The following is a 21,988-nucleotide window of genomic DNA, read 5'->3' on the forward strand; positions in this document are numbered from 1 at the left end:
GTGGGTTGCCGGATCGTCGGCGTTGTAACTGGTCGATAGGACAGGTGCGGTCATGCCTCTGTCTATAAACGGTTAGCCGCCAAGCGAAACGTAATTTTATTGCGTCGTCATTGCAGCACGCCACCGGGTGGCACGTAATGCACCTGCGCACCCGGGCCGAGGGGCAAATCGAGTGCGACCCAGCCCACCGTCATCGCTATGCCCGCCGCCATGAAACACAGCGCATAAGGCAGCATCAGCGACAGCAGGGTGCCAACACCCACATCGCCATCCCAGCGCCGGGCAAAGGCCAGGATGAGCGGGAAATAGCTCATCAAAGGCGTCATGATGTTGGTGTAGCTATCGCCCATGCGATAGGCCGCCGTGGTCATTTCAGGGCTGATTCCCAACAGCATGAACATCGGCACCACAACCGGCGCAAGCGCGCTCCATTTCGCGCTCGCGGAGCCTATGAAGAGATCGAGTACCGAGGAAAGCAGCAACACACTGACCAGCAGAAACGGCGCGCTGAGGCCGAAGTCTTTCAAGAAAATCGCGCCATCAATGGCCAGAATCGGCCCAAGCCTCGACCAGTTGAACATTGCTACGAAATGCGCGGCGAAGAAGACAAAGACGATATAGGGAGCCATCGACCTTATACCTTCTTGCATCATACGAAGCGCATCGTTGCTCGACCTGATCGTGCCCGTTCCGACACCGAAAGCGAGGCCGGTGCTGACGAACAGCAGGAAAAAGCCTGCAATCAGCGCCGAATAGAAAGGCTGCATTTGCGCCGTGCCTTCTTTGGTTTCGTCAAGCAGCGGAGTGTATCCCGGCGCCAGCGCTAGCGCGGCAAAAGTAGCTATGACGACCAATGCAGCCCATCCGGCAAAACGCAGTCCGCGACGTTCAGCGGGCGTAATTTCGGACTTGGCAAGCTCAGCCCGCAGTTCTTCATCAGGTTCCTTGCCCCATGCGCCCAGACGCGGCTCGATGATCCGGTCGGTGACGAACCAGATGATCGGGGTGAACACGACGACGATCGACAGGATGAACCACCAATTTCCCACCGGGTTCATCGTCCATGCGGGATCGACGATGCGTGCCGCCTCTTGCGTAAAGCCAAACAGAAGTACATCGATCTGGCCCGGGGTGATGTTGCCCGCATATCCGCCGGAAACGGCCGCGAATGCCGCCGCCAGCCCGACGAGCGGATGGCGCCCGACTGCCGCATAGAGAATTGCGGCCAACGGGATGAACACGACATAGGCAGCATCGGATGCATGATGGGAAACCATGCCTATAATCGCAACGAGCGGAGTCATGATGATGCGGGGCGCATTGCGCAACGAGCCGCGTATCAATGCTGAGAACAGCCCGGCTTTCTCGGCAACCGACGCACCAAGCACGATAACCAACACCAAACCCAATGGCGCAAAGCCCGACATGGTCTTGGGCATCTCAGTAAGCAACCGCGCGATATTCTCTTCGTTGAACAGGCTGGTCGCGCGATAGGTAAGCACGCCATCCTTGAGTTCGCCCCATTGCGGCGCTTCCTTGCCTGTGTACGGCAGCGAGGCGGACCAGCCGAGCCATGCTCCGACCTGAGAGAGAATCATCAGAAAGAGGATGAGCCACACGAAAATCATGATCGGATCGGGCAGCTTGTTGCCGAGCCGTTCGATCATGTTGAGAAAGCCGCGCTGACGGAGCTGGTCTTGGGAATTGGTCATTCGGACATCCATAAATGCTCAGCCCGCCAAACACTTGGCAGGCCGAATGCTAAAGTCCCCGAATGAAGTTGGTTCTAGCCGAAACGATTGCACAGGTCCAGCAGGGCGATGGCAGCCTTGGCCACATCCACAGACTTTGTCTTCTGATGGCGATAGGAGGCGATTATTTGGTGCGCCCCGGGGTCAATGCGCCGTTCTGTGCTGACGATCGTGATGATAGCCAAAGCAGGATGCACGCAATAATAGCGATGCCATCCGCACCCAATAGCGGGATAGTCCAACTGTTGGAAACATCCATGTCATGTAACCATTGGCTGCCTGCGCCTATTGCGAAAGAAACACCACCGACAACTATCAGGTTGATCGCGAGCATAGCCAAACCAGTTGAGCTGGCGACAAGGTGCTTAGGTAGTTCAGTTTCAATCACCGAAAAGATCGGACCATAAGCGGCCGTGAGGAACAGGACGGAAGCAACCATTCCTGCAAGGAAAAGCAGCGAATCGGGAGAAACCAGTCGATATGCAAGAACAAGCGGCGCCAATAGGAAGAGCAACATCGCCAGCGTCCTCGCCCGGTCCACACCGCTGCGTTGATACAACCAATCGGCCAACATTCCGGCGCCCAATGAACCGACCAAACCCACTACAAGAAACAATCCACCATATAGGTTGGCCGCGTACTCCTTTGCCAACCCTTTGTCTTCGTGCAGCCACAACTGGACAAACGGGCTGGTCGCCGCATGCGCATGCAGCAATATGATGGCCAGCATGGCATAGCGGTATCGTCTATTGGTTTTGGCGATCGACCAAATTTCGCGCAGCAACTCCCGAGATTTGGGTTTAACTTCACCGTCGGATACCAGGTGCGAACTGTCCTTGATCTGCATTACAAACAAGGTCGCAACAATTCCGATAGCCGCCATCAGAAGAAAGCAATAGCGCCAACCTATCAACGGCCCCAATTGCCCGGCGATCAAAAAACTTGCGCCCACCCCCAGCGGGACGCCAGCAAAAAAAATCCCGATAGCGGTGGCTTTCCTGTCTGGAGACACACGCGACAATATGATCGTCGATGCCGTTGGTACGAGCGTCGCTTCTCCCGCAGCAACAAATGGTCTTGCAAACAGCATTGTCCAAAACCCCTGGGCCAGGCCAGAAAGGCCTGTGAAGAGACTCCAAATGCCAACGCCAGCTGACAAAACCGGAATGCGCCCGATCCGGTCAGCCATGACGCCGGCGAACACCGCTGTCAGGGCATAAAAGCTGCTGAAAGCCAGACCGGCTATCAAGGCATATTGACTGCGCGACAGCGATAGGTCGCGCATGATATCTGGCGCGAAACCAGCAATCATCTGACGGTCGATCTGGTTGATGATGTGCAGGATCAGGAAAAAGACGATTAACCAGGTGGTTCGACTTTGCTCTCCTTTTTCCCGCACAATCACGCAGCGCGCAATTCGGGACCGACCACCGAAATGCGCTCGGCATATCGGCTTTCGGGATAATAATCCCACACTGCATGGTGTTGCGTCGCTACATTATCCCAAATGGTCAGCGTTCCGGCTTCCCAACGCACCCGGCATTGTGCCGTCAGCGTATTTTCTATGTGCTGGAAAAACAGTTCCATCAGTGCGCGGTTTTCATGATGGCTCATGCCCTCGATGCGAGTGGTGAAACCTCGGTTGATCCACAATATATCTTTGCCGTTCACAGGATGCCGGATCACCAAAGGATGGACTGTTTTGTTGTAATGGGCGCCAGCAGGTGGATCGATGCCGTAAATAGTACGATATGGAAAAGCACCGTCATGTGTTGCCTTGAGCGTTCGCGCAAGCGCTTGGAGCGGTTGAGCCAGCCGATCGAAACATTCTGACATGCTTGCATAAATCGTGTCGCCACCGCCATGTTCGGGCACTTCGTGCATATAGAGCAACGAAGCGGCAATCGGAGCAGGATCGCAGCTGACATCGGTATGCCAGCCTTCGCCCGCCGTGAATTTGGATTCAGCATTAGTACGGATCGGCAGCACTTCCGGATCGTCCGTCCCCCTCGCCCCGCCAAGCGCGTGGGTGTGCAGCACACCGGTTCCAAAGATACGCGCGACTTTTTTATGTGCTTCTCGATCAAGCCTCTGGTCGCGAATGACCAATACGGACCGCTTACTGAGAAGATCACGCAGCCAATCGGTCATTGCGTCGTCGAGCATATTGAGGTCGATACCGTCGATTTCCGTTCCGATTATTGGCGTAAGTTGGCTGATGCGCGCATTTCCCCCGACCATGTCTCTCCCCTTCTCGCCATGTGGCCCCTATCCTGGAGAGAGGATGCACAATTTCACGATTCAGGCAAAGCGATTCCGCAATTCCAGCAACGCAATTGCGGCTTTTGCTGCTTCACCGCCCTTGTCCTTTTGCTTCGGATCGGCGCGGACTATTGCCTGTTCTTCGTTCTCAACCGTTAGAATGCCGTTTCCGATTGCCACGCCATCCATGGTCAGCGCCATGATCCCACGCGCGCTTTCACCGGCGACGATTTCAAAATGATAGGTTTCACCGCGAATGACGACGCCGATTGCTACGAAGCCGTCATACATGTCGCTTTGGTCGGCAAGTGCGATAGCGCCAGGGATTTCGAGCGCACCGGGAACGGTAATGACTTCGACTTCATGACCTGCAGCTTTCAGCGCAGCGCTAGCGCCCGCCACCAGCATGTCGTTCAAATGGTCGTAGAAGCGCGCTTCAACAATCAGGAATTTTGCCATTTTTAATCCTTTGGAATGCCGTGAATTACGAGGTTGCCGCCTTGATAGCGAAGGTCGGCGCTAACTTCTGCGGCTGCCCAAGCGGGTGGTTGTAAATCTCGCAACATCTGTTCGTCGGACCTTTCGATTTCTGCTAGTTCAAGCCCATCCAGCGCACCAACGAATTGATCGATGCTAAACCCTTCAACACTGTATCGCTTTTTTGCGAGTGAACGTGCGTCCAGTTTTGCAAATACCTCAAATTCGATCTCTGTCAGATAGGCGGTAACAATCGGTCGAGCCAAGGGATCAGGGCACTCATATTTTTTGGTCAACTTAAGCACCGATAGGCCGGTTTTACTATCGGTCATGCGGCGCAAACGCATTCTGGTATTTGATATATATTGGTCTTCGATCAGAACATGATCGAGATTTCCAAGATCTGGACGCTGTCTTGGATCGACAAGCCATCGGCGTTCCCGTTCGATCAGCGAATATTTCGGTGTTGTCGCTTCGATCATGAAACTTGCCGCGACGCCTTTCTGCTTACTCGGGTATAGGGCGTTCGCCGACGACATGGATGCCATAGCCTTCAAGGCCGACAACGGTGCGGTGCGAATTGGTGAGCAGTGTCATATCGTGTACGCCAAGGTCAGCAAGGATTTGCGCGCCGATGCCATAGACACGCAGTTCGCTTCCGTCCGTGGTGCCGCCCACTTCATGCTGCAGGCTCTGCGGGCCGCTGGGCATCAGGACCACAATCAGCCCCCTACCCTCTTTGCCGATTTCTGCCATGCAGCGTTGCAGCGTACGCTTGCGCGGGCCTGAACGGCCGAGCACGTCGTCAAAAATAGAGATGGCATGCATGCGCACCAGTGTCGGTTCATCGGGCAGCACCTTACCCTTTTGCAGGACGACATTGGTGCTGCCATCAATCTTGTTGCGATAGGTCATCGCCCGCCAGTCGCCGCCATAGTCGGACTGGAAGGCGCTTTCGCTCGCTTTCTCGACCAGATGATCGTTGCGCATGCGATATTCGATCAAGTCGCGGATCGTGCCCATCTTCAACTTGTGCATCCGGGCGAAGGCGACAAGATCGTCCATCCGCGCCATGGTGCCGTCGTCCTTCATGATCTCGCAGATCACGCCGGAGGGATTGAGCCCCGCGAGGCGGCTGATATCGACCGCGGCCTCGGTATGCCCGGCCCGCACCAGCACGCCCCCATCGCGCGCGGTCAGCGGAAAGACATGGCCAGGGGAGACGATATCTTCCGGACCTTTAGAGGCATCGACTGCAACCGAGATGGTGCGCGCACGGTCAGCAGCGCTGATCCCAGTAGTCACGCCTTCCTTAGCCTCTATGGAGACGGTGAATGCGGTTTCCATACTCTCGCGATTCTCGCTTGCCATCGGCGCGAGGCCAAGCTGGTTGCAGCGCGCCTTGGTCATCGCCAGGCAGATCAGGCCACGGCCGTGGGTTGCCATGAAGTTGATTGCATCGGGCGTCGCCATCTGCGCCGGAATGATCAGGTCGCCTTCATTTTCGCGGTCTTCATCATCGACCAGGATATACATGCGGCCGTTGCGCGCTTCCTCGATAATCTCCTCGATAGGCACGAGCGCAGGGGTATCGTCATTTGAGAACAGATAGCTTTCCAGCTTGCGCAACGTCTCCGCCGTCGGGTTCCAGTCTGGCGCGTCCAAGTCGCGCAGCGTATTGGCATGCAGGCCTGCAGCGCGGGCAAGGCCAGAGCGTGACAGCCCACCTTCGGTGACGAGGTGACGAAGCTTTTCAATCAATTGGGTCGACATTTCACATTCCCGTGAGAATCACACCACGGAAATGTGGTGTCTTGCGCGCTTTTTTCACATCATAATGTGAATGTCAAAAGGCTATTTCACATTTTGCCATCGCTATCAGGTGGCGATGCCGACCGATTGGCTGTCGATCACGCGCTCTATCAATGTTTCTTCTGCGGGCACCTGCTTGTCTAACATCAGCATAGCCAACCCATGCACGATCGACCAAGAGCGCAGTGCTGCGACCCGCCGCACCTCTTCCGAAGCGCCTTCAGGCGCGAGATGCGCGATACTGTCACGCAGCAATTGCATCGCCGCATTGTCGCGATCTGGAGGCAGGTTGAGCATATCGAAAGGCGTTCTTGTACTCATCATCATGCGAAACAAGGTCGGGTTAGCGAGCGCGAAACGGACATAGGCCCGCCCGACAGCGTCGAACCCGGCTCGGCCGCCGCCGGCATCCTGCATCGCAGCAAATTGCAATCTACCCAGCTCCGCCGCACCTTCATCGCACAGCGCACCAAGCAAGGCCGCCTTATCGGGAAAATGCCGATACACCGCAGTGGCACTGACGCCGACCATGCGCGCAATTTCGCGCAGACTGACTTCGTCTGCGGTACGCGTTTTCAGCAACTCCAGGCCAGCCTGCACCAACGCCGAACGCAGATCACCATGGTGATATCCACGTTTCCCATTTTCAATGTTGACACTGTTATCTTTAAGCGACATGTTATCGCTGTAAACATTGCCGATTCGAATGGCAAGAGCGAGGAGAGCAGATATGGCCAGCGCAGTCGAAACCCTCATTCGGGGTGCCGTTACCAAAGGCGTGATGAAGGTTGCCGAATTCAACCGCGATCACCGCAAGGCTCCTGCCAGCCACCCTTATTTGACGGGAATTCACACGCCGATGGAAGCGGAGTTGTCGCTCGACACCTTGCACGTGACTGGCTCGATCCCAGCCGATCTCGATGGCCGCTACATCCGCATCGGTCCCAACCCGATCAATGCCAACCCTGCGGCCTATCACTGGTTTCTTGGCGATGGCATGGTTCATGGTGTTCGCCTACAAGGCGGCAAGGCGCTCTGGTATCGCAACCGCTGGATCCGCTCGAATGCGGTCAGCGCTGCACTGGGAGAAGCACCCGCACCCGGGCCGCGCGCCGAACGTTTCGACACCGTCAACACCAACGTCCTTGGCCATGCCGGCCAGACCTGGGCAATCGTCGAAGCTGGCGGTTTCCCGGTGCGCATCGATGAAGAACTCAATACGATCGCACATGATCCCTTTGGCGGTACCTTGCATTATGCATTTTCCGCCCATCCGCATCTCGACTCCTACAGCGGCGAGATGCACGCCATTTGCTATAAGGGCGATGTGCAGGACACGATCTGGCATGTTGTCGTCGATGCGGGCGGCAAGGTTGTCCGCGAGGAGCCGGTAAACGTCGCGCATGGCCCGATGATCCATGATTGCATGATTACAAAGAACTACGTGATCATCCTCGACCTGCCCTGCACCTTTTCAATGAAGGCGCTGATTTCAGGGCACCCTTTCCCGTATCGCTGGAACCCCGAACATAAGGCGCGCGTCGGGCTTTTGCCGCGCAACGGCAAAGGCAGCGACACGAACTGGTGCGAAGTAGAGCCCTGCTATGTCTTCCACCCCTGCAACGGCTATGAAACCGAGGACGGCAAGGTCATCCTCGATGTCTGCGCGCACGACCAGATGTTCAGACCCGACGCCACGGGTCCAGACTCAACGCGCGTGCCCTTTGAACGCTGGACCATCGATCCTGAAGCGCAAAAAGTCGATCGGCAGGTGATCGATGAAGCATCGCAGGAATTCCCCCGGCCCAACGAAAACCGGATCGGCAAATCCTATCGCTATGCATATGCGATGGCATTGCCAGATGGGTTCGACGCAGCCTCTCCAAACCAGTCGACACTGTTCAAACATGATCTGGTGGCCGGGGGCAAACAGATCCATGATTTTGGCACCAGCAACGTTCCGGGTGAATTTGTTTTTGTCCCCCGAAAGGACGCCAAAGCAGAAGATGACGGTTGGCTGATGGGATATGTGGTCAACACCGCCAAAGAAACAACCGACCTGGTAATCCTGAACGCACAGGATTTTGAAGGTAAGCCTGTGGCAATGGTGCACATCCCACACCGCATCCCGCCGGGCTTTCATGGTAATTGGGTGCGGCAGCTTGATTATGCAGCAATTCGGATAGCTGAAATAGGAGCCGGATGACCCGCCGAAAAATCGTTACGGCTGCTTCCGTCAGGATCTGACCGGGTTGGCGACGACAGCGCCCATCCGACTCCCGCTGCGCATATGGCAGCAGAATCCATGGTTTTCAAGGCCGACATGAAGACCGCCACTCACTAATAAAGACAATGTTTTTCAATATTTTGAATGATTTACGGATTTTTAACCATCATTGGTCGCTGCGCATTAACCCTGCGTCGATAAGAAAATGCCACCAAAGGCAGGATTTTCGGCCATGACAACTGATACGATAGACTCAACTTCCCTACGCTATGATAGTGCTGCACTGGAAGACCGCTGTGCCCCGCGTATCAAGCTGCGGATTCCCGCAATGTTACGCCAGTCCGGGAACACCGGCTTTGCAGTCGTGGTCACTGACCTTTCGATAGCAGGTTTCCAGTGCGAGGCTCTGACCGGCATGCATCCGGGTTCACGGTGCTGGCTCGCCCTTCCCGGTTTGTCGCCGATAGAATCGCAGCTTATCTGGAACAACGGACGTGCGGTCGGCTGCGCCTTTGCCAACCTGATGAATCAGGCCGTGATGGATTCGATTATCCGCCGTTTCGTGTTGGCTTGAGTCAGGTCAGAACAACCGCGTGAGCAGGTAGAAGCTAGCTCCCACGGCGGCTGACGCCGGGACAGTCAAAACCCATGCAGTCAGCAGATTGCTGGCAACGCCCCATCGCACCGCAGATGCGCGCCGCGCAGTTCCAGCGCCAATCACCGCGCCCGTAATGGTATGCGTCGCCGAAACTGGAATGCCCAGCGCCGACGCACTGAATAGCATGATCGATCCGCCAAGCGATGCACTGAACCCTTGATGCTGTGACAATTTGGTAATCTTGGTCCCCATGGTCTCAATGATTTTCCATCCACCGCAGGCTGTACCCAAGCCGATGGCAACATAGCAGCTGATCGCAACCCAATGCGGAACATGGAACTCGCCCTGCATATAGCCAGTCGAGTAGAGCAATACCGCAATTATCCCCATCGTCTTCTGCGCGTCGTTCAGACCATGACTCAGCGAATAGGCGGCCGAAGACATGATGTGCATCACCTTCATTCCGCCTTCGGCCTTGCTCGCCGTAGCGTTTCGAAGCGCCCACGAACTGACGAGCATCACCAGCATCGCCAGGATCATCCCCAATGTCGGGGACAGGAATATGAAGATGATTGTTTTATTGAGGCCCGCCCACTGCACTGCGCCGATGCCGTTTGCGGCAACACCGGAACCAATCAACCCGCCCACAAGAGCGTGTGAAGACGACGAAGGAATACCTTTTATCCAGGTCAGGATATTCCAGAACATTGCACCGCACAGGGCGCCAAAGACAACGGCGGGCGGCCCCAAAACCTTGTTGTTCAAAACCTTAGCGATCGTATCCCCGGCCTTGTGCACCCCTGGGAAATAGAGTGAGGGGGAAGAGGCCGCCAAGTTGAAAAACGCCGCGAACATCACCGCATGAAACGGTTTGAGCAGCTTGGTTGATACGATGGTGGCAATCGAATTGGCGGCATCGTGCAGGCCGTTCAGAAAGTCGAACAGCAGCGCAAGGACGACCAGACCAACAAGTAGCGGAAAGGCGATTTCCATTTTGGCCTCCCGGCTCAGGCGTGATCGATGACGAGACCGTCAATCTGGTTCGCAACATCTTCGAACTTGTCACAAACCTTTTCGAGATGGCGGTAGATTTCGTTGACGACGACGAATTGCGTCGGATCGGTCTTGCCATGTTCCACAAAAGCCTTGCGCAAACCATCAAAGTTCAGCTTGTCGGCATCGCCCTCCAGCTTGACCAAGCGCGCAGTCATTTCATGGAGCGGCTTTGCATTTGCGGTTACGTCACGCAACAGCGGAAGCGCCTGATCGATTATGGTCGATGCCTCGACTATGATATCGGCCATCCCCACCATTTCGGGTGTAAAAGTCGAAACGTCATAAAGCTCAACAGCACCGGCAGTCTGTTGCATCTGGTCGACCGCATCGTCCATCACGCCAATCAATGCCGTGATAGATCCGCGATCAAATGGCGTCAGGAATATGCGACGGACATCTTGCAGCACATCGCGAATAATATCATCCGCCTTATGCTCTTCGTCCTCGATAGTCTTGATGTGAACGGCAATGTCGGGCCCTCCGCGCACAAGTTTGGCAAGCGCCTGCGAACTGGCAACAATGGTTTTGCCATGCGCTTCGAACTGCTCGAAAAAATTGCCGGTGCGCGGCAACAGCTTTTGAAACCAAGCGAACATATTTCCCCCTGAACGCTGAAACTTCCGGGGCGCGAATCGCCCTCTTGCCATGTCGTTTAGTTGTAATAGTTTCGTCGTTAAACTGTAACGTTGGACTGAACATATTTGCTTGTGAATTTTTGCTCGAAATTCCCCGATTCCTCCCCTTCCCGGTTCCTGATTGAGGAACATTTCCTTTTTGCTAGAATGAAAACATGGTCGAATATGCAAAACAGTTGCTGTCGCTGATCGAGATTCCGATCCTGCTGGTCCATGGCGACAGGGTTAATTTCGCCAATGAAGCCGCCAAGTCCCTACTTGGTGGCCACATAGAGGGTCAGGATATCCGCATAGCTCTGCGTGATCCCGAAGCACTGAAACTGATAAAATCCCCAGAGGGTGGGCGTGCCAAGATTTCGGGCCTATCAGTGCGCGGCAGCGTTTGGGAAATGGTGTGCAGCCCGCTGGCGGACAATAACCGGCTGATTTCGCTGCAGGATCAATCAATTCAGGTCAGCGTCGCTCGTGCGCATGCCGATTTCGTCGCTAATGCGAGCCACGAATTGCGCACGCCATTGACGGCCATATTGGGCTATGTTGAAACGCTATCTGACCCGAAAGCAGGTGAAGACGCTTCCACTCGGCAACGCTTCCTGGATATCATCAAGCGCGAAGCAACACGAATGCAGTCGCTTGTGTCCGACCTGATGTCGCTCTCGCGCATTGAGGCAATCCGGCATGAAGCGCCGTCAGATCAGATCGAAATGGTGAGCCTATGTCGCGAAGTCATCGGCGAACGCCCCCGTGAGGTCGAAGTCAATTTTGTTACCAATGCCGATCACGCCTATGTGACCGGCGATCATGCCCAGCTAGCGCAGGTAGTCCGCAACCTCGTTGATAATGCAGAAAAATATGGCGGTTCCGACAAAGGCACCAAAGTTCAACTGGAAGCCAGCGAACGCGGCTGGTTGACGCTGGCAATCACCGACCATGGAGAGGGCATTGCGCCGGAACATCTGCCGCGCCTGACCGAACGATTTTACCGTGCTGATACCGGGCGCAGCCGGGCGGCAGGTGGTACCGGATTGGGTCTCGCTATCGTCAAGCATATCGTCGAAAGACACCGTGGCCGCTTCGACATCAGCAGTCGCCAGGGTGAAGGCACGACTGCAACAATCATGCTTCCACAGGATAAATCCGACTGAGTCTCAAAACTGTAACATGATTGTCGCATTTGGCGGGCCAGTCACAAAGGTGAAAGGTTTTATGCAATGCGTAAATGGGGTCTAATCGCACTGGCGTCGGCCACTGCACTTACAGTTTCAGCATGTGGTGGAAGCGGCGGTGGAAGCGGTGAAAATCGCGACTTCCTGCGCGTAGTCGGGTCTTCGACCGTCTATCCCTTTGCAACCGCAGTCGCTGAAGCGACCGCCAAGGCCAATGCCGACATGAAGTCGCCTGTCATCGAATCGACGGGCACGGGCGCCGGCATGAAACTGTTTTGCGGCGGTGTTGGTGCCCAGCATCCCGACATCGAAATGGCTTCGCGACGGATGAAGAAGTCAGAGTATGAAGATTGCGTCAAAAATGGCGTGAAGGACATCATCGAAGTTCAGGTCGGCCTTGACGGCATCGCCTTTGCCGAAGCCACCAAAGGCCCGGAAATGAAGCTAACGCCGGAAGACGTCTATAAAGCGCTCGCCGCCAATCCGTTCGGCAAGCCGCAGGCTGCCAAAAACTGGAGCGACGTCAATCCTGCGCTTCCGGCCATCCCCATCGTCGTTTACGGCCCGCCGTCGACTTCGGGAACGCGCGATGCGCTCGCCGAATTGATCCTGACCAAGGGCTGTGAAACCGATCCGGCGATGAAGGCGCTGAAGGACAGTGACAAGGATAAGCACAAGGATCTGTGCACCAAGGTGCGCACCGATGGCGCCTATGTCGAGCAGGGCGAAAACGACAATCTGATCGTGCAGAAGATCGCCGCCAACCCTAAAGCTATCGGCATTTTCGGTTTCTCTTTCCTTGAAGAGAATATGTCGAAGATCAAAGGCATTCCGATGTCGGGCGTGATGCCGACTTATGAAAGCGTTTCGGACTTCTCCTATCCCGGTGCGCGCCCGCTGTACATTTATGTGAAGGCAGCGCACGTAAAGGCGATCAAGTCGCTCACGCCGTTCCTCAACGAATTTGCCAAGGCGTGGGGCATGGATGGTTATCTGAAAACCAAGGGTATGGTTGTCGCTCCTGAGGATGTCCGCACAAAAAATGCTGACATTGTCTCGAAAATGACACTGATGGATGCCAGCGGCCTGAAATAAGCCGGAAAGCTGGGGGCGATGCCAATTTCATTTGTCTTGATCAGCGTGATTGGCCTGGGCGTTATCGCCTGGGCCATGTCACGTGCGCGCTCGGCGCACTTTGCGCCGGTGGCAGGCAAGCTGAAGCTCGCCCTGCCTGGCCATTATGGCCTGTACGCGGCGATCTGGACCATCGTGCCGGCACTGATTGCTGTCTGGATCTGGTCGCTGATTTCTCCCGGCCTGGTTCAGGGAGCTATCGTCGCTGATCCGGCGGCTGCGCAACTTCCCGCATTTGAATTTGAACGCAACACCGTCCTGAACGAAGCCTTTGCGTTGGCAAACAACCCCAACGCCTTTGTATCGGACCCGATTGCCCAACAACTTGCCCCAGCCATTGCCGCGGCTCAGACGAAGTTCGGCTGGATCGGCGCGGTGCTCGCAATAGTCGTAGCTCTGGCTGGCTTCGCATTCGGATATACCCGGATCAAGGCCGGCTTTCCGGCACGCTCGAAGATTGAACGCATTGTCCTCGGCGCACTGCTGCTCGCTTCCTTCGTTGCCATCATCACTACGGTGGGCATCATTGCGTCGCTGATTTTTGAATCGGCGCGTTTCTTTTCGATGGTCAACCCCATCGATTTCCTGTTCGGGACCAACTGGACACCCGACACCATGGCCTCTGCAACGTCGGACATGGGCGATGACTTGGGCGCTGTACCGCTTTTCTGGGGCACCTTCTTCATCGGCGCTATCATCGCGATGCTGGTGGCAATTCCATTCGGACTGATGAGTGCGATTTACCTGACCCAATATGCAAGCCCGCGGGCGCGCAGCATACTGAAGCCGATGCTTGAAATCCTCGCCGGGATTCCGACCGTGGTGTACGGCTATTTCGCTGCGTTGACCGCAGCCCCGTTCATCCGAGACCTTGCTCTGGCCGTAGGCATTACCAACGCTTCCACAGAAAGCGCTTTGGCCGCCGGTCTGGTCATGGGCGTGATGATCATCCCCTTTGTCTCCTCCATGGCCGACGACAGCATTGCTGCGGTTCCGCAGGCCATGCGCGATGGCTCGCTCGCCATGGGTGCGACGACGTCAGAAACAATCAAAAAGGTCCTGATCCCGGCCGCACTGCCCGGTATCGTTGCCGGCATCATGCTAGCCATCAGCCGGGCGATCGGGGAGACGATGATCGTCTATATGGCGGCGGGTGCCTCCGCGAACCTGTCCGCAAATCCGTTCGAGCGTATGACCACGGTCACCTATCAGATTGCAGCGTTGCTGACTGGTGAAGGCAGTTTCGACCATCCGACAACATTGTCGGCTTTTGCGCTGGGTCTGGTGCTGTTCATTGTCACGCTCATCCTCAACATCGTCGCGTTGCGTGTCGTCAAGCGCTTCCGGGAGGCTTATGAGTAACTGGCAATCTTCCGAAGCGACAGCGCGTCTCAAAAAACGCTACGCTGCCGAACGGCGCTTCAAGGCGCTGGGTTTTGTGGCCATCGTCTTGTCGATGCTGTTCCTCGCTGTGCTGCTGTTCACGATGCTGAAGAACGGAGTCACCGGACTCGACTGGGCATTCCTATCTGGTTCGGACTCGACCGATCCGGTGACAGCAGGCGTTTGGAGCGCGGTCAAAGGCTCGCTGTGGACCATGCTGGTCACGCTGTCCCTCGCCTTCCCGATGGGTGTCCTGGCTGCGATTTATTTGGAAGAGTTTGCTCCGCGGTCACGCTGGGTCGACTGGGTCGAAGTGTCGATTAACAATCTCGCCGCTGTTCCATCGATCATCTTCGGTCTTTTGGGACTCGCCGTATTCATCCAGTTCATGCACTTGCCGCGCTCTTCTCCCCTCGTCGGCGGGATGACGCTCGCATTGATGACGATGCCGGTTATCGTGATCTCGGGTCGCAACGCAATCAAGGCGGTGCCGCCGTCAATCCGTGATGCCGCTCTCGCCGTAGGCGCAAGCAAAGTGCAAACCGTGTTCCATCACGTGTTGCCACTCGCCTTGCCCGGTATTCTCACTGGAACGATTATTGGTATGGCCCGCGCGCTAGGCGAAACCGCGCCGCTGCTCATGATCGGCATGCGTGCGTTTGTCTCGACTCCTCCGGGCAGTGTCACCGACCCGTCGTCGGTGCTACCGATGCAGATCTTTCTGTGGTCGGATGAAGTCGACCAAGGCTTTGTGCAGAACACCTCTGCTGCGATTATTGTGCTATTGTTCGTGCTCATCGCGATGAATGGCGTCGCCATTTATCTTCGTAACAAATTCGAGACCCGCTGGTAGGATCATGTCAGAAAACTCTAATCTAAAAATCTCCGCCCGCGACGTGAACGTGTATTACGGCGACAAACAGGCGATCAACAATGTCTCGATCGATATCGCGACAGAGCATGTTACGGCCTTTATTGGCCCGTCGGGCTGCGGCAAATCGACCTTCCTGCGAACCCTGAACCGCATGAACGACACAATTGCGGGATGCCGTATTGACGGCGAGATCAAGCTAGACGGCGAGGACATTTACTCAAGCGGAATGGACGTCGTTCAGCTCCGCGCGCGCGTCGGAATGGTTTTCCAGAAACCCAACCCGTTCCCCAAATCGATATACGAAAATGTCGCTTATGGCCCGCGGATCCACGGACTTGCAGCCAACAAAGCGGATATGGATGCGATTGTTGAAAAATCGCTCCGCCGCGCGGGTCTTTGGGATGAGGTCAAGGATCGCCTGACCGATGCGGGTACAGCATTGTCCGGTGGCCAGCAGCAGCGTCTATGCATAGCACGCGCCATCGCCGTCAGCCCTGAAGTCATACTGATGGACGAGCCCTGCTCTGCGCTCGACCCGATCGCAACAGCACGTATTGAGGAACTGATCGACGAACTCAAAGGCCGCTACGCCATCGTCATCGTCACCCACTCGATGCAACAGGCGGCGCGCGTCTCGCAACGTACTGCCTTTTTCCACCTCGGTTCGATGGTCGAATATGGCGAAACCTCAACGATCTTCACCAATCCACGTGAAGAGCGCACCAAAGACTATATCACCGGCCGTTACGGATAAGGACCAGACATGGCAGAAAACCATACCGTCAAGGCGTTCGACGAGGACATCAGCAAACTGCGCGGCTTGATTGCCGAAATGGGCGGCCTCGCCGAAGTCGCGATTGCTGACGCAATCGATGCGCTCGTCAATCGCGATGAGGCGAAAGCGAAACTGGTCGTCGCCTCCGACGCCAAGTTGGACGCTCTTGAAGCCGAAGTCGACCAATTGGCAATCCGCATCATTGCTCTTCGCGCACCTATGGCCGATGACTTGCGCGATGTGATCGCCGCACTCAAGATTTCGGGCGTCGTCGAACGTATCGGCGACTATGCAAAGAACATCGCTAAGCGTGTTGGAGATGTCAAAGTCAAAGGTTCCATTGAACCGCTGACACTCATCCCGGCAATGGCAGACATCGCGCAGGGAATGGTGCGCGATGTGCTCAATGCCTATGCGGCACGCGACTCCCAGCTCGCGGTCGAAGTCATCGCCCGCGATGAGAAGCTGGACAATTTCTACAACAGCCTGTTTCGCAATCTGGTTTCGCACATGATGGAAAACCCGGCGACGATAAGTACTGCCGCGCATTTGCTGTTCATCGCGCGCAACCTGGAACGCATCGGGGACCATGCCACCAATGTTGCAGAAATGGTCTATTATGCAGCAACCGGGCGCTATTTCACCGACCGCAGCGGCGCTGTCCGCCTAGAGGATGACGAATGACTCCAAAAATCCTCATCGTAGAGGATGAACCCGCACTCGCGGAACTTCTGTCATATACTTTCGAGAGCGCTGGTTTTTCAGTCGAGTAAACCGCAGACGGCGAAGAAGCGCTGCTTATCGCCCAGGAGTTTACCCCCGACATCATCATTCTCGACTGGATGATCGAGCAATTGCCCGGCATCGAAGTTTGCCGTCGCTTGCGCAAAGGCAAGGAAACCGCAGCAATCCCCGTCATCATGCTGACTGCACGAGGGGAAGAAGAAGACCGCATTCGCGGGCTCGAAACCGGTGCCGACGATTATGTCACCAAACCCTTTTCTCCCCGCGAGCTGCGCGCCCGGGTAGAAGCTGTTTTGCGGCGTACACGACCCGCTGTAACCGGAAGCACGCTGGTTGTTGGCGATCTCGAACTCGACCCTGTTGCCGTCCGCGTCAAACGGGACGGCACCCAGATTGCGCTCGGTCCAACCGAATTTCGGCTGCTGCGCCATTTCATGGAACGGCCCGGCCGCGCCCAATCGCGCAGCCAGTTGCTTGATGCCGTCTGGGGACATGACAGCGACATCGAACTGCGTACCGTTGATGTGCACATTCGGCGATTGCGCAGTGCAATCGAGGTTGCAGGTAAGGACGATCCGATCCGTACGATCCGTTCGGTCGGCTATGCGCTCGACGGCTAAAGTTTAAACCTCAATCTGTCGCCATTCGCCCGGTGCCAGCCCCTCGACAGCCCAGTCGCCAATCGACCACCTAACCAGTCGAAGCGTGGGAAAGCCGACAGCCGCCGTCATCCGCCGAACCTGCCGGTTTCGGCCTTCGCGGATGGTCAGCTTGATCCAGCAATCGGGCACCGATTTGCGGAACCGCACGGGCGGGTCGCGAGGCCATAGTTCTGGATCGGCAATGCGCTCTGCCTCGGCAGGCATGGTTATACCGTCCTTCAGTCGAACACCTTTTCGCAGCTGACCCAGCGCATCCCCGCCAATATCGCCCTCCACCTGCACCAGATAGCTTTTCGGCATCTTGTGCTTGGGTTCGGCTATCCGCGCCTGCAAACGCCCATCATCGGTCAGCAGCAACAGACCTTCGCTATCGCGATCGAGCCTGCCTGCCGGATAGACTCCCGGGATTTTGATATGGTCCGAAAGCGTCGCTCGTTCAGATTCACTGCCCCTGTCAGTGAATTGCGACAGGACACCATAGGGTTTATTAAACAGGATCAAGCGAGACATTCAGGACCAGAATGTCAGCTGGGCGGTTTCAGGAGACCCTATACGACCGCGCTTCCGCGAGAGGATGACCGCCGCGCCTACCCCTGCAATCGCCCCGAACAGATGCGACTCAAACGAAATATAACTGTCGGTCGGCAACACGCCCAGCACCATGCCGCCGTAGAAAAAGGCCACAGCGATACCGATGGCGATATTCCGCCAGCTGCGATCGACAAAGGCGAGCGTGATGACCAAGGCCCACAGTCCGAATATCCAGCCGCTCGCGCCGACATGGATGTTGTCACGCGCCAGCGACCAGACGAGTGCGCCGGTAATCGATATGATCAGAAAGCTAGCCTTGAGGAAATAGCGGATGCCGTTGAGCAGGCAGATTGCCGCCAACACTACAAATGACGCAAGGTTACTGAACAGATGCCCGAAATCGGCATGCAGCCAAGGCGCGGTGAAAATGGTGTACGCGCTACCCACATTCCGCGGATCAATCCCGAAAGACAGTAGCGCCCCGCCCAGCACAAGATTGACAATATGAACCACGATCATTGTCGCGCATATAGCGGTCAGAACGGTTAAGCGCTGCATCATCACTCCCGATGTAGGGACAAGAAGCCCAAATTCCAACAAAAAGGCCGGTGAGTTTCCCCACCGGCCCTTTGTTCGTCAGCGTGAGCTGAACGTCGGACTTAGAAGTCCATGCCGCCCATGCCGCCCATGCCGCCGGGCATGCCGCCCATGGCCGGAGCCTTGTCTTCCGGAGCGTCCGCAATGGTCGCCTCGGTGGTGATCAGTAGGCTTGCAACCGAGGCAGCATCCTGCAGCGCGGTACGCACAACCTTGGTCGGATCTATAACGCCCGATGCCTTCAGATTTTCATAGGTGTCGGTAGCAGCGTTGAAACCCTGCTCTTCCTTGCCTTCGCGCAGCAGGTTGCCCGAGACAACCGCACCGTCATGACCGGCATTTTCAGCGATCTGGCGGACAGGCGCCATGATCGCCTTGCGGATGATGTCGATACCGCGGGTCTGGTCGTCATTCGCACCCTTGAGGCCTTCGAGAGCCTTGGTTGCATAGAGCAGAGCGGTACCGCCGCCGGGGACGATGCCTTCTTCGACAGCAGCGCGGGTTGCGTGGAGAGCGTCGTCAACGCGATCCTTGCGTTCCTTCACTTCAACCTCGGTCGCACCGCCAACCTTGATCACGGCAACGCCGCCGGCAAGCTTTGCCAGACGTTCTTGCAGCTTTTCACGGTCATAGTCGCTGGTGGTGGTTTCGATCTGCGCACGGATCGCTTCGACACGAGCCTTGATGGCGTCAGCTTCACCGGCACCGTCCACGATAGTGGTGTTGTCCTTGTCGATGGTGACGCGCTTGGCCTGACCGAGCATGCCGAGCGTAACCGACTCAAGCTTGATGCCGAGGTCTTCGGAAATCATTTCGCCCTTGGTCAGGATCGCGATGTCTTCGAGCATCGCCTTGCGACGATCACCGAAGCCCGGTGCCTTGACGGCAGCGATCTTCAGGCCACCGCGCAGCTTGTTGACCACGAGGGTAGCAAGCGCTTCGCCTTCAACGTCTTCCGCGATGATGAGGAGCGGACGGCCAGCCTGCACCACAGCTTCCAGAACCGGCAGCATCGCTTGCAGGTTCGACAGCTTCTTTTCATGGATCAGGATGTAGGGGTTATCCAGCTCGACCGACATCTTTTCGGTGTTGGTGATGAAGTAAGGCGAGAGGTAACCGCGGTCGAACTGCATGCCTTCGACGACATCAAGCTCGAATTCGAGGCCCTTGGCTTCTTCAACGGTGATGACGCCTTCCTTGCCGACCTTTTCCATGGCTTCGGCAATCTTCTCGCCGACTTCCTTGTCGCCATTGGCTGAGATGATGCCGACCTGTGCGATTTCCGACGAGCCAGCAACGGGAGTCGAACGGCCCTTGAGGTCGGCGACCACTGCAGCAACAGCCTGATCAATGCCGCGCTTCAGATCCATCGGATTCATGCCAGCAGCAACCGACTTCATGCCTTCGCGAACGATCGCCTGAGCGAGAACGGTTGCAGTGGTCGTGCCGTCACCAGCGGCGTCATTGGCCTTCGACGCCACTTCACGCAGCATCTGGGCACCCATATTTTCGAACTTGTCTTTCAGTTCGATTTCCTTGGCGACGGTAACGCCGTCCTTGGTGATGCGGGGAGCGCCGAAGCTCTTGTCGATGACGACATTGCGGCCTTTGGGGCCGAGAGTTACCTTCACCGCGTCGGCGAGGATGTCTACGCCGCGCAGGATGCGCTCACGCGCGTCGCGGCCGAATTTTACGTCTTTAGCAGCCATGATGTTTTCCTTTAAAAAATGGCGGATTCTTCAGAAAGTAGAAGGGATACAAACCCCTCCATTCCGAGGCTCAGCCAACAATCCCGAGAATGTCCGATTCCTTCATGATCAACAGGTCTTCGCCGTCGATCTTGACTTCGGTGCCCGACCATTTGCCGAACAGGATTTTATCACCGACTTTGACGTCGAGTTTAATGCGGTCACCATCTTCATTATAGGCGCCTTCACCAGCGGCGACGATTTCGCCTTCTTGCGGCTTTTCCTGAGCGCTATCGGGGATGATGATCCCACCAGCGGTTTTTGATTCTGCCTCGACGCGACGGACGAGGACGCGGTCATGCAACGGACGAAATTTCATGCCATGCCTTCCTAGCTTGGGTTGATGACGTAAGGGGGAGCAGAAGAGCGCCCTCCCCGACGCCTGAATCACAATTAGCACTCACTCTTTACGAGTGCTAACGCCGTCCAGATAGGGATTATCCGGGATGGGTCAAGCGTCTGGACCGGAAAAATTTTCAATCGTCGGTAACTTTATCGCGCATGGCCGCGAACTGCCTGTCGAGACGCTTGATAAGCGCTCTTGAAGCCAGCCCCCTGGCCTTATTTTTGACGATGAACATTTGGAGGATTTATGACCGTTTCCGTTCTGAAAATCGCTGCCGCTGCAGCCGCCCTTTCCGCCGCCGCTTCGATAGCGACAGCTCCGGCCACCGCCGCCAAACCTGCGCAGGAAAAATGCTTCGGCGTTGCCCTCAAAGCCAAGAATGATTGTGCCGCCGGCCCGGGCACCAGCTGCGCCGGCACCTCGACTGTTGACTATCAGGGCAATGCGTGGAAGCATGTTGCCAAGGGCAGCTGCGTCAAAATGGGCGGCACGCTGACCGCGCATGCCGGAAACGCCAAGCCGGTTCCGCAACGCTGATATTGGCGCTATTATTTGCGGATGAACATCACGGCGCCAGCTGGCGGGCAAAATGACCTGCTCCGCACCCTCCCCCCAAAAGCCGGGATCGGGTTAAAGCCCCAGCATTATGTCGCCATACTCGACAGTGAAACCCAACCGGGTCGCCCTGCCTGGGTCGAGGTTCATCCGCAAAACTATTTCTGTGACGGCGGCCCGCCGCATCGCTGGCTGTCCGCCGTCGCAGAGCATTATCCGGTTAGCTTCCATTCGGTCGGGCTGTCGCTTGGCACTGCCGATGGACTCATCGAAGACCAGCTGGAGCGGCTGGCATCACTATGTGATCGCTACAATCCGGCCATGGTGTCAGACCATCTAAGCTACAGCGGTAACGCACATGATCGCTTTGCCGATCTTTTGCCCATTCCTTACACGCACGAAGCCCTTAATCATTTTGCCGCGCAAGTTGACCGGGTTCAGCAGAGGCTCGGTCGGCAGATGCTGATAGAAAATCCGTCCTGCTATCTGGCCTATGCAGACAACGAAATGCCCGAGACGGAATTCATCGCCCAGTTGATCGGTCGAACAGGGTGCGGATTGCTGCTCGATATCAACAATGTGGTCGTTTCCAACGGCAATTTGGGTGGGGAACCCCGCGATTGGTTGGCGCAGATCAACCCTGATTGGGTAGGCG

General features: G+C 56.3%; 22 protein-coding genes, 1 other RNA gene and 2 pseudogenes. 11 read left to right on the top strand and 14 right to left on the bottom strand.

Translation table 11 applies throughout. The features are described from left to right. Nucleotides 1-107: 107 nt before the first annotated feature. The 7 genes from Q0239_RS16095 to Q0239_RS16125 all read right to left on the bottom strand — a co-directional run bounded on the left by Q0239_RS16095 (nt 108) and on the right by Q0239_RS16125 (nt 6,980). Nucleotides 108-1,712, bottom strand: coding sequence for an AbgT family transporter (locus Q0239_RS16095; RefSeq protein ID WP_298604763.1), 1,605 nt, complete (start codon nt 1,710-1,712; stop codon nt 108-110). Between the two features lie 163 nt (nt 1,713-1,875). Beyond that, nucleotides 1,876-3,156 carry an MFS transporter gene (locus tag Q0239_RS16100; protein ID WP_298604765.1) on the bottom strand — a complete coding sequence of 427 codons (1,281 nt, stop codon included), beginning with the start codon at nt 3,154-3,156 and terminating at the stop codon, nt 1,876-1,878. Next, the gene (locus tag Q0239_RS16105) at nt 3,153-3,992 is read right to left on the bottom strand and encodes a TauD/TfdA family dioxygenase (RefSeq protein ID WP_298604767.1); all 840 of its coding nucleotides are present in this window, start codon (nt 3,990-3,992) and stop codon (nt 3,153-3,155) included. The genes Q0239_RS16100 and Q0239_RS16105 overlap by 4 nt, the downstream gene beginning before the upstream one ends. A gap of 60 nt (nt 3,993-4,052) precedes the next feature. Further along, complete coding sequence (gene ribH / locus Q0239_RS16110) at nt 4,053-4,472, bottom strand: 6,7-dimethyl-8-ribityllumazine synthase (RefSeq protein WP_298604769.1); 420 nt, start codon at nt 4,470-4,472, stop codon at nt 4,053-4,055. A 2-nt stretch (nt 4,473-4,474) separates the two neighbouring features. Then, nucleotides 4,475-4,972 carry a hypothetical protein gene (locus Q0239_RS16115; RefSeq protein ID WP_298604770.1) on the bottom strand — a complete coding sequence of 166 codons (498 nt, stop codon included), beginning with the start codon at nt 4,970-4,972 and terminating at the stop codon, nt 4,475-4,477. Nucleotides 4,973-4,997: 25 nt separating this feature from the next. Then, nucleotides 4,998-6,263 carry a 3,4-dihydroxy-2-butanone-4-phosphate synthase gene (gene ribB, locus Q0239_RS16120; RefSeq protein WP_298604771.1) on the bottom strand — a complete coding sequence of 422 codons (1,266 nt, stop codon included), beginning with the start codon at nt 6,261-6,263 and terminating at the stop codon, nt 4,998-5,000. Between the two features lie 105 nt (nt 6,264-6,368). Continuing rightward, nucleotides 6,369-6,980, bottom strand: coding sequence for a TetR/AcrR family transcriptional regulator (locus Q0239_RS16125; protein ID WP_298604773.1), 612 nt, complete (start codon nt 6,978-6,980; stop codon nt 6,369-6,371). Between the two features lie 181 nt (nt 6,981-7,161). On the opposite strand from Q0239_RS16125, the pseudogene Q0239_RS16130 reads away from it, so the two are divergent. Further along, nucleotides 7,162-8,397 (top strand): annotated as a pseudogene (locus tag Q0239_RS16130) (carotenoid oxygenase family protein); the annotation flags it as partial. Nucleotides 8,398-8,490: 93 nt separating this feature from the next. Here Q0239_RS16130 and ffs read toward each other — a convergent pair. After that, nucleotides 8,491-8,585, bottom strand: an RNA gene (ffs, locus tag Q0239_RS16135) — signal recognition particle sRNA small type. Nucleotides 8,586-8,761: 176 nt separating this feature from the next. On the opposite strand from ffs, the gene Q0239_RS16140 reads away from it, so the two are divergent. Continuing rightward, nucleotides 8,762-9,103, top strand: coding sequence for a PilZ domain-containing protein (locus Q0239_RS16140; RefSeq protein ID WP_298604775.1), 342 nt, complete (start codon nt 8,762-8,764; stop codon nt 9,101-9,103). A gap of 6 nt (nt 9,104-9,109) precedes the next feature. Here the strand turns inward: Q0239_RS16140 and Q0239_RS16145 are convergent, their stop codons facing one another. Continuing rightward, nucleotides 9,110-10,120: an inorganic phosphate transporter gene (locus tag Q0239_RS16145; protein WP_298604777.1), complete on the bottom strand. Its 1,011-nt coding sequence runs from the start codon at nt 10,118-10,120 to the stop codon at nt 9,110-9,112. A 14-nt stretch (nt 10,121-10,134) separates the two neighbouring features. Beyond that, on the bottom strand, nt 10,135-10,779 hold the full coding sequence (locus Q0239_RS16150) for a DUF47 domain-containing protein (RefSeq protein WP_298604779.1): 645 nt from the start codon (nt 10,777-10,779) through the stop codon (nt 10,135-10,137). 194 nt (nt 10,780-10,973) lie between these two features. On the opposite strand from Q0239_RS16150, the gene Q0239_RS16155 reads away from it, so the two are divergent. From Q0239_RS16155 to phoB, 7 genes and pseudogenes are all read left to right on the top strand, one after another. Further along, on the top strand, nt 10,974-11,963 hold the full coding sequence (locus Q0239_RS16155) for an ATP-binding protein (protein WP_298604781.1): 990 nt from the start codon (nt 10,974-10,976) through the stop codon (nt 11,961-11,963). 66 nt (nt 11,964-12,029) lie between these two features. Next, nucleotides 12,030-13,079, top strand: a complete 1,050-nt coding sequence (locus tag Q0239_RS16160; RefSeq protein ID WP_298604782.1) for a substrate-binding domain-containing protein — start codon at nt 12,030-12,032, stop codon at nt 13,077-13,079. An 18-nt stretch (nt 13,080-13,097) separates the two neighbouring features. Then, complete coding sequence (gene pstC, locus Q0239_RS16165; protein ID WP_298604784.1) at nt 13,098-14,480, top strand: phosphate ABC transporter permease subunit PstC; 1,383 nt, start codon at nt 13,098-13,100, stop codon at nt 14,478-14,480. Further along, the gene (pstA, locus tag Q0239_RS16170) at nt 14,473-15,354 is read left to right on the top strand and encodes a phosphate ABC transporter permease PstA (protein WP_298604786.1); all 882 of its coding nucleotides are present in this window, start codon (nt 14,473-14,475) and stop codon (nt 15,352-15,354) included. The genes pstC and pstA overlap by 8 nt, the downstream gene beginning before the upstream one ends. A gap of 4 nt (nt 15,355-15,358) precedes the next feature. Then, nucleotides 15,359-16,129, top strand: a complete 771-nt coding sequence (gene pstB / locus Q0239_RS16175) for a phosphate ABC transporter ATP-binding protein PstB (protein WP_298604788.1) — start codon at nt 15,359-15,361, stop codon at nt 16,127-16,129. A 9-nt stretch (nt 16,130-16,138) separates the two neighbouring features. Next, complete coding sequence (phoU, locus tag Q0239_RS16180; protein ID WP_298604790.1) at nt 16,139-16,834, top strand: phosphate signaling complex protein PhoU; 696 nt, start codon at nt 16,139-16,141, stop codon at nt 16,832-16,834. Further along, nucleotides 16,831-17,514, top strand: a pseudogene (gene phoB / locus Q0239_RS16185) (phosphate regulon transcriptional regulator PhoB). Before phoU ends, phoB begins: the two are co-directional and overlap by 4 nt. A 3-nt stretch (nt 17,515-17,517) precedes the next feature. Here phoB and Q0239_RS16190 read toward each other — a convergent pair. The 4 genes from Q0239_RS16190 to groES all read right to left on the bottom strand — a co-directional run bounded on the left by Q0239_RS16190 (nt 17,518) and on the right by groES (nt 20,751). Further along, on the bottom strand, nt 17,518-18,066 hold the full coding sequence (locus tag Q0239_RS16190; protein WP_298604792.1) for a pseudouridine synthase: 549 nt from the start codon (nt 18,064-18,066) through the stop codon (nt 17,518-17,520). Next, entirely contained in the window at nt 18,067-18,648 is a 582-nt protein-coding gene (locus Q0239_RS16195; RefSeq protein ID WP_298604794.1) for a rhomboid family intramembrane serine protease, read from the bottom strand. A 98-nt stretch (nt 18,649-18,746) separates the two neighbouring features. After that, nucleotides 18,747-20,393, bottom strand: coding sequence for a chaperonin GroEL (gene groL, locus Q0239_RS16200; RefSeq protein WP_298604796.1), 1,647 nt, complete (start codon nt 20,391-20,393; stop codon nt 18,747-18,749). A gap of 70 nt (nt 20,394-20,463) precedes the next feature. Then, nucleotides 20,464-20,751 (bottom strand): co-chaperone GroES, encoded by a 288-nt coding sequence (groES, locus tag Q0239_RS16205; protein ID WP_298604798.1) that lies wholly within the window; start codon nt 20,749-20,751, stop codon nt 20,464-20,466. A gap of 273 nt (nt 20,752-21,024) precedes the next feature. Between groES and Q0239_RS16210 the strand changes: the two genes are divergently transcribed. Both Q0239_RS16210 and Q0239_RS16215 read left to right on the top strand, forming a co-directional pair. Further along, complete coding sequence (locus tag Q0239_RS16210; RefSeq protein WP_298604800.1) at nt 21,025-21,315, top strand: DUF2282 domain-containing protein; 291 nt, start codon at nt 21,025-21,027, stop codon at nt 21,313-21,315. A gap of 21 nt (nt 21,316-21,336) precedes the next feature. After that, on the top strand, nt 21,337-21,988 hold a 652-nt coding region (locus Q0239_RS16215; protein WP_298604801.1), incomplete at its 3' end, for a DUF692 domain-containing protein.

The organism is uncultured Sphingorhabdus sp. (assembly GCF_937872355.1).
Taxonomy (GTDB): domain Bacteria; phylum Pseudomonadota; class Alphaproteobacteria; order Sphingomonadales; family Sphingomonadaceae; genus Sphingorhabdus_B.

Excerpts from the sequence above, each read along its gene's own strand:
- Q0239_RS16095 (WP_298604763.1), bottom strand. The coding sequence starts at position 1,712 with ATGACCAATTCCCAAGACCAGCTCCGTCAGCGCGGCTTTCTCAACATG.
- Q0239_RS16105 (WP_298604767.1), bottom strand. The coding sequence starts at position 3,992 with ATGGTCGGGGGAAATGCGCGCATCAGCCAACTTACGCCAATAATCGGA.
- ribH (WP_298604769.1), bottom strand. The coding sequence starts at position 4,472 with ATGGCAAAATTCCTGATTGTTGAAGCGCGCTTCTACGACCATTTGAAC.
- Q0239_RS16115 (WP_298604770.1), bottom strand. The coding sequence starts at position 4,972 with ATGATCGAAGCGACAACACCGAAATATTCGCTGATCGAACGGGAACGC.
- ribB (WP_298604771.1), bottom strand. The coding sequence starts at position 6,263 with ATGTCGACCCAATTGATTGAAAAGCTTCGTCACCTCGTCACCGAAGGT.
- Q0239_RS16125 (WP_298604773.1), bottom strand. The coding sequence starts at position 6,980 with ATGTCGCTTAAAGATAACAGTGTCAACATTGAAAATGGGAAACGTGGA.
- Q0239_RS16140 (WP_298604775.1), top strand. The coding sequence starts at position 8,762 with ATGACAACTGATACGATAGACTCAACTTCCCTACGCTATGATAGTGCT.
- Q0239_RS16145 (WP_298604777.1), bottom strand. The coding sequence starts at position 10,120 with ATGGAAATCGCCTTTCCGCTACTTGTTGGTCTGGTCGTCCTTGCGCTG.
- Q0239_RS16150 (WP_298604779.1), bottom strand. The coding sequence starts at position 10,779 with ATGTTCGCTTGGTTTCAAAAGCTGTTGCCGCGCACCGGCAATTTTTTC.
- Q0239_RS16155 (WP_298604781.1), top strand. The coding sequence starts at position 10,974 with ATGGTCGAATATGCAAAACAGTTGCTGTCGCTGATCGAGATTCCGATC.
- Q0239_RS16160 (WP_298604782.1), top strand. The coding sequence starts at position 12,030 with ATGCGTAAATGGGGTCTAATCGCACTGGCGTCGGCCACTGCACTTACA.
- pstC (WP_298604784.1), top strand. The coding sequence starts at position 13,098 with ATGCCAATTTCATTTGTCTTGATCAGCGTGATTGGCCTGGGCGTTATC.
- pstA (WP_298604786.1), top strand. The coding sequence starts at position 14,473 with ATGAGTAACTGGCAATCTTCCGAAGCGACAGCGCGTCTCAAAAAACGC.
- pstB (WP_298604788.1), top strand. The coding sequence starts at position 15,359 with ATGTCAGAAAACTCTAATCTAAAAATCTCCGCCCGCGACGTGAACGTG.
- phoU (WP_298604790.1), top strand. The coding sequence starts at position 16,139 with ATGGCAGAAAACCATACCGTCAAGGCGTTCGACGAGGACATCAGCAAA.
- Q0239_RS16190 (WP_298604792.1), bottom strand. The coding sequence starts at position 18,066 with ATGTCTCGCTTGATCCTGTTTAATAAACCCTATGGTGTCCTGTCGCAA.
- Q0239_RS16195 (WP_298604794.1), bottom strand. The coding sequence starts at position 18,648 with ATGATGCAGCGCTTAACCGTTCTGACCGCTATATGCGCGACAATGATC.
- groL (WP_298604796.1), bottom strand. The coding sequence starts at position 20,393 with ATGGCTGCTAAAGACGTAAAATTCGGCCGCGACGCGCGTGAGCGCATC.
- groES (WP_298604798.1), bottom strand. The coding sequence starts at position 20,751 with ATGAAATTTCGTCCGTTGCATGACCGCGTCCTCGTCCGTCGCGTCGAG.
- Q0239_RS16210 (WP_298604800.1), top strand. The coding sequence starts at position 21,025 with ATGACCGTTTCCGTTCTGAAAATCGCTGCCGCTGCAGCCGCCCTTTCC.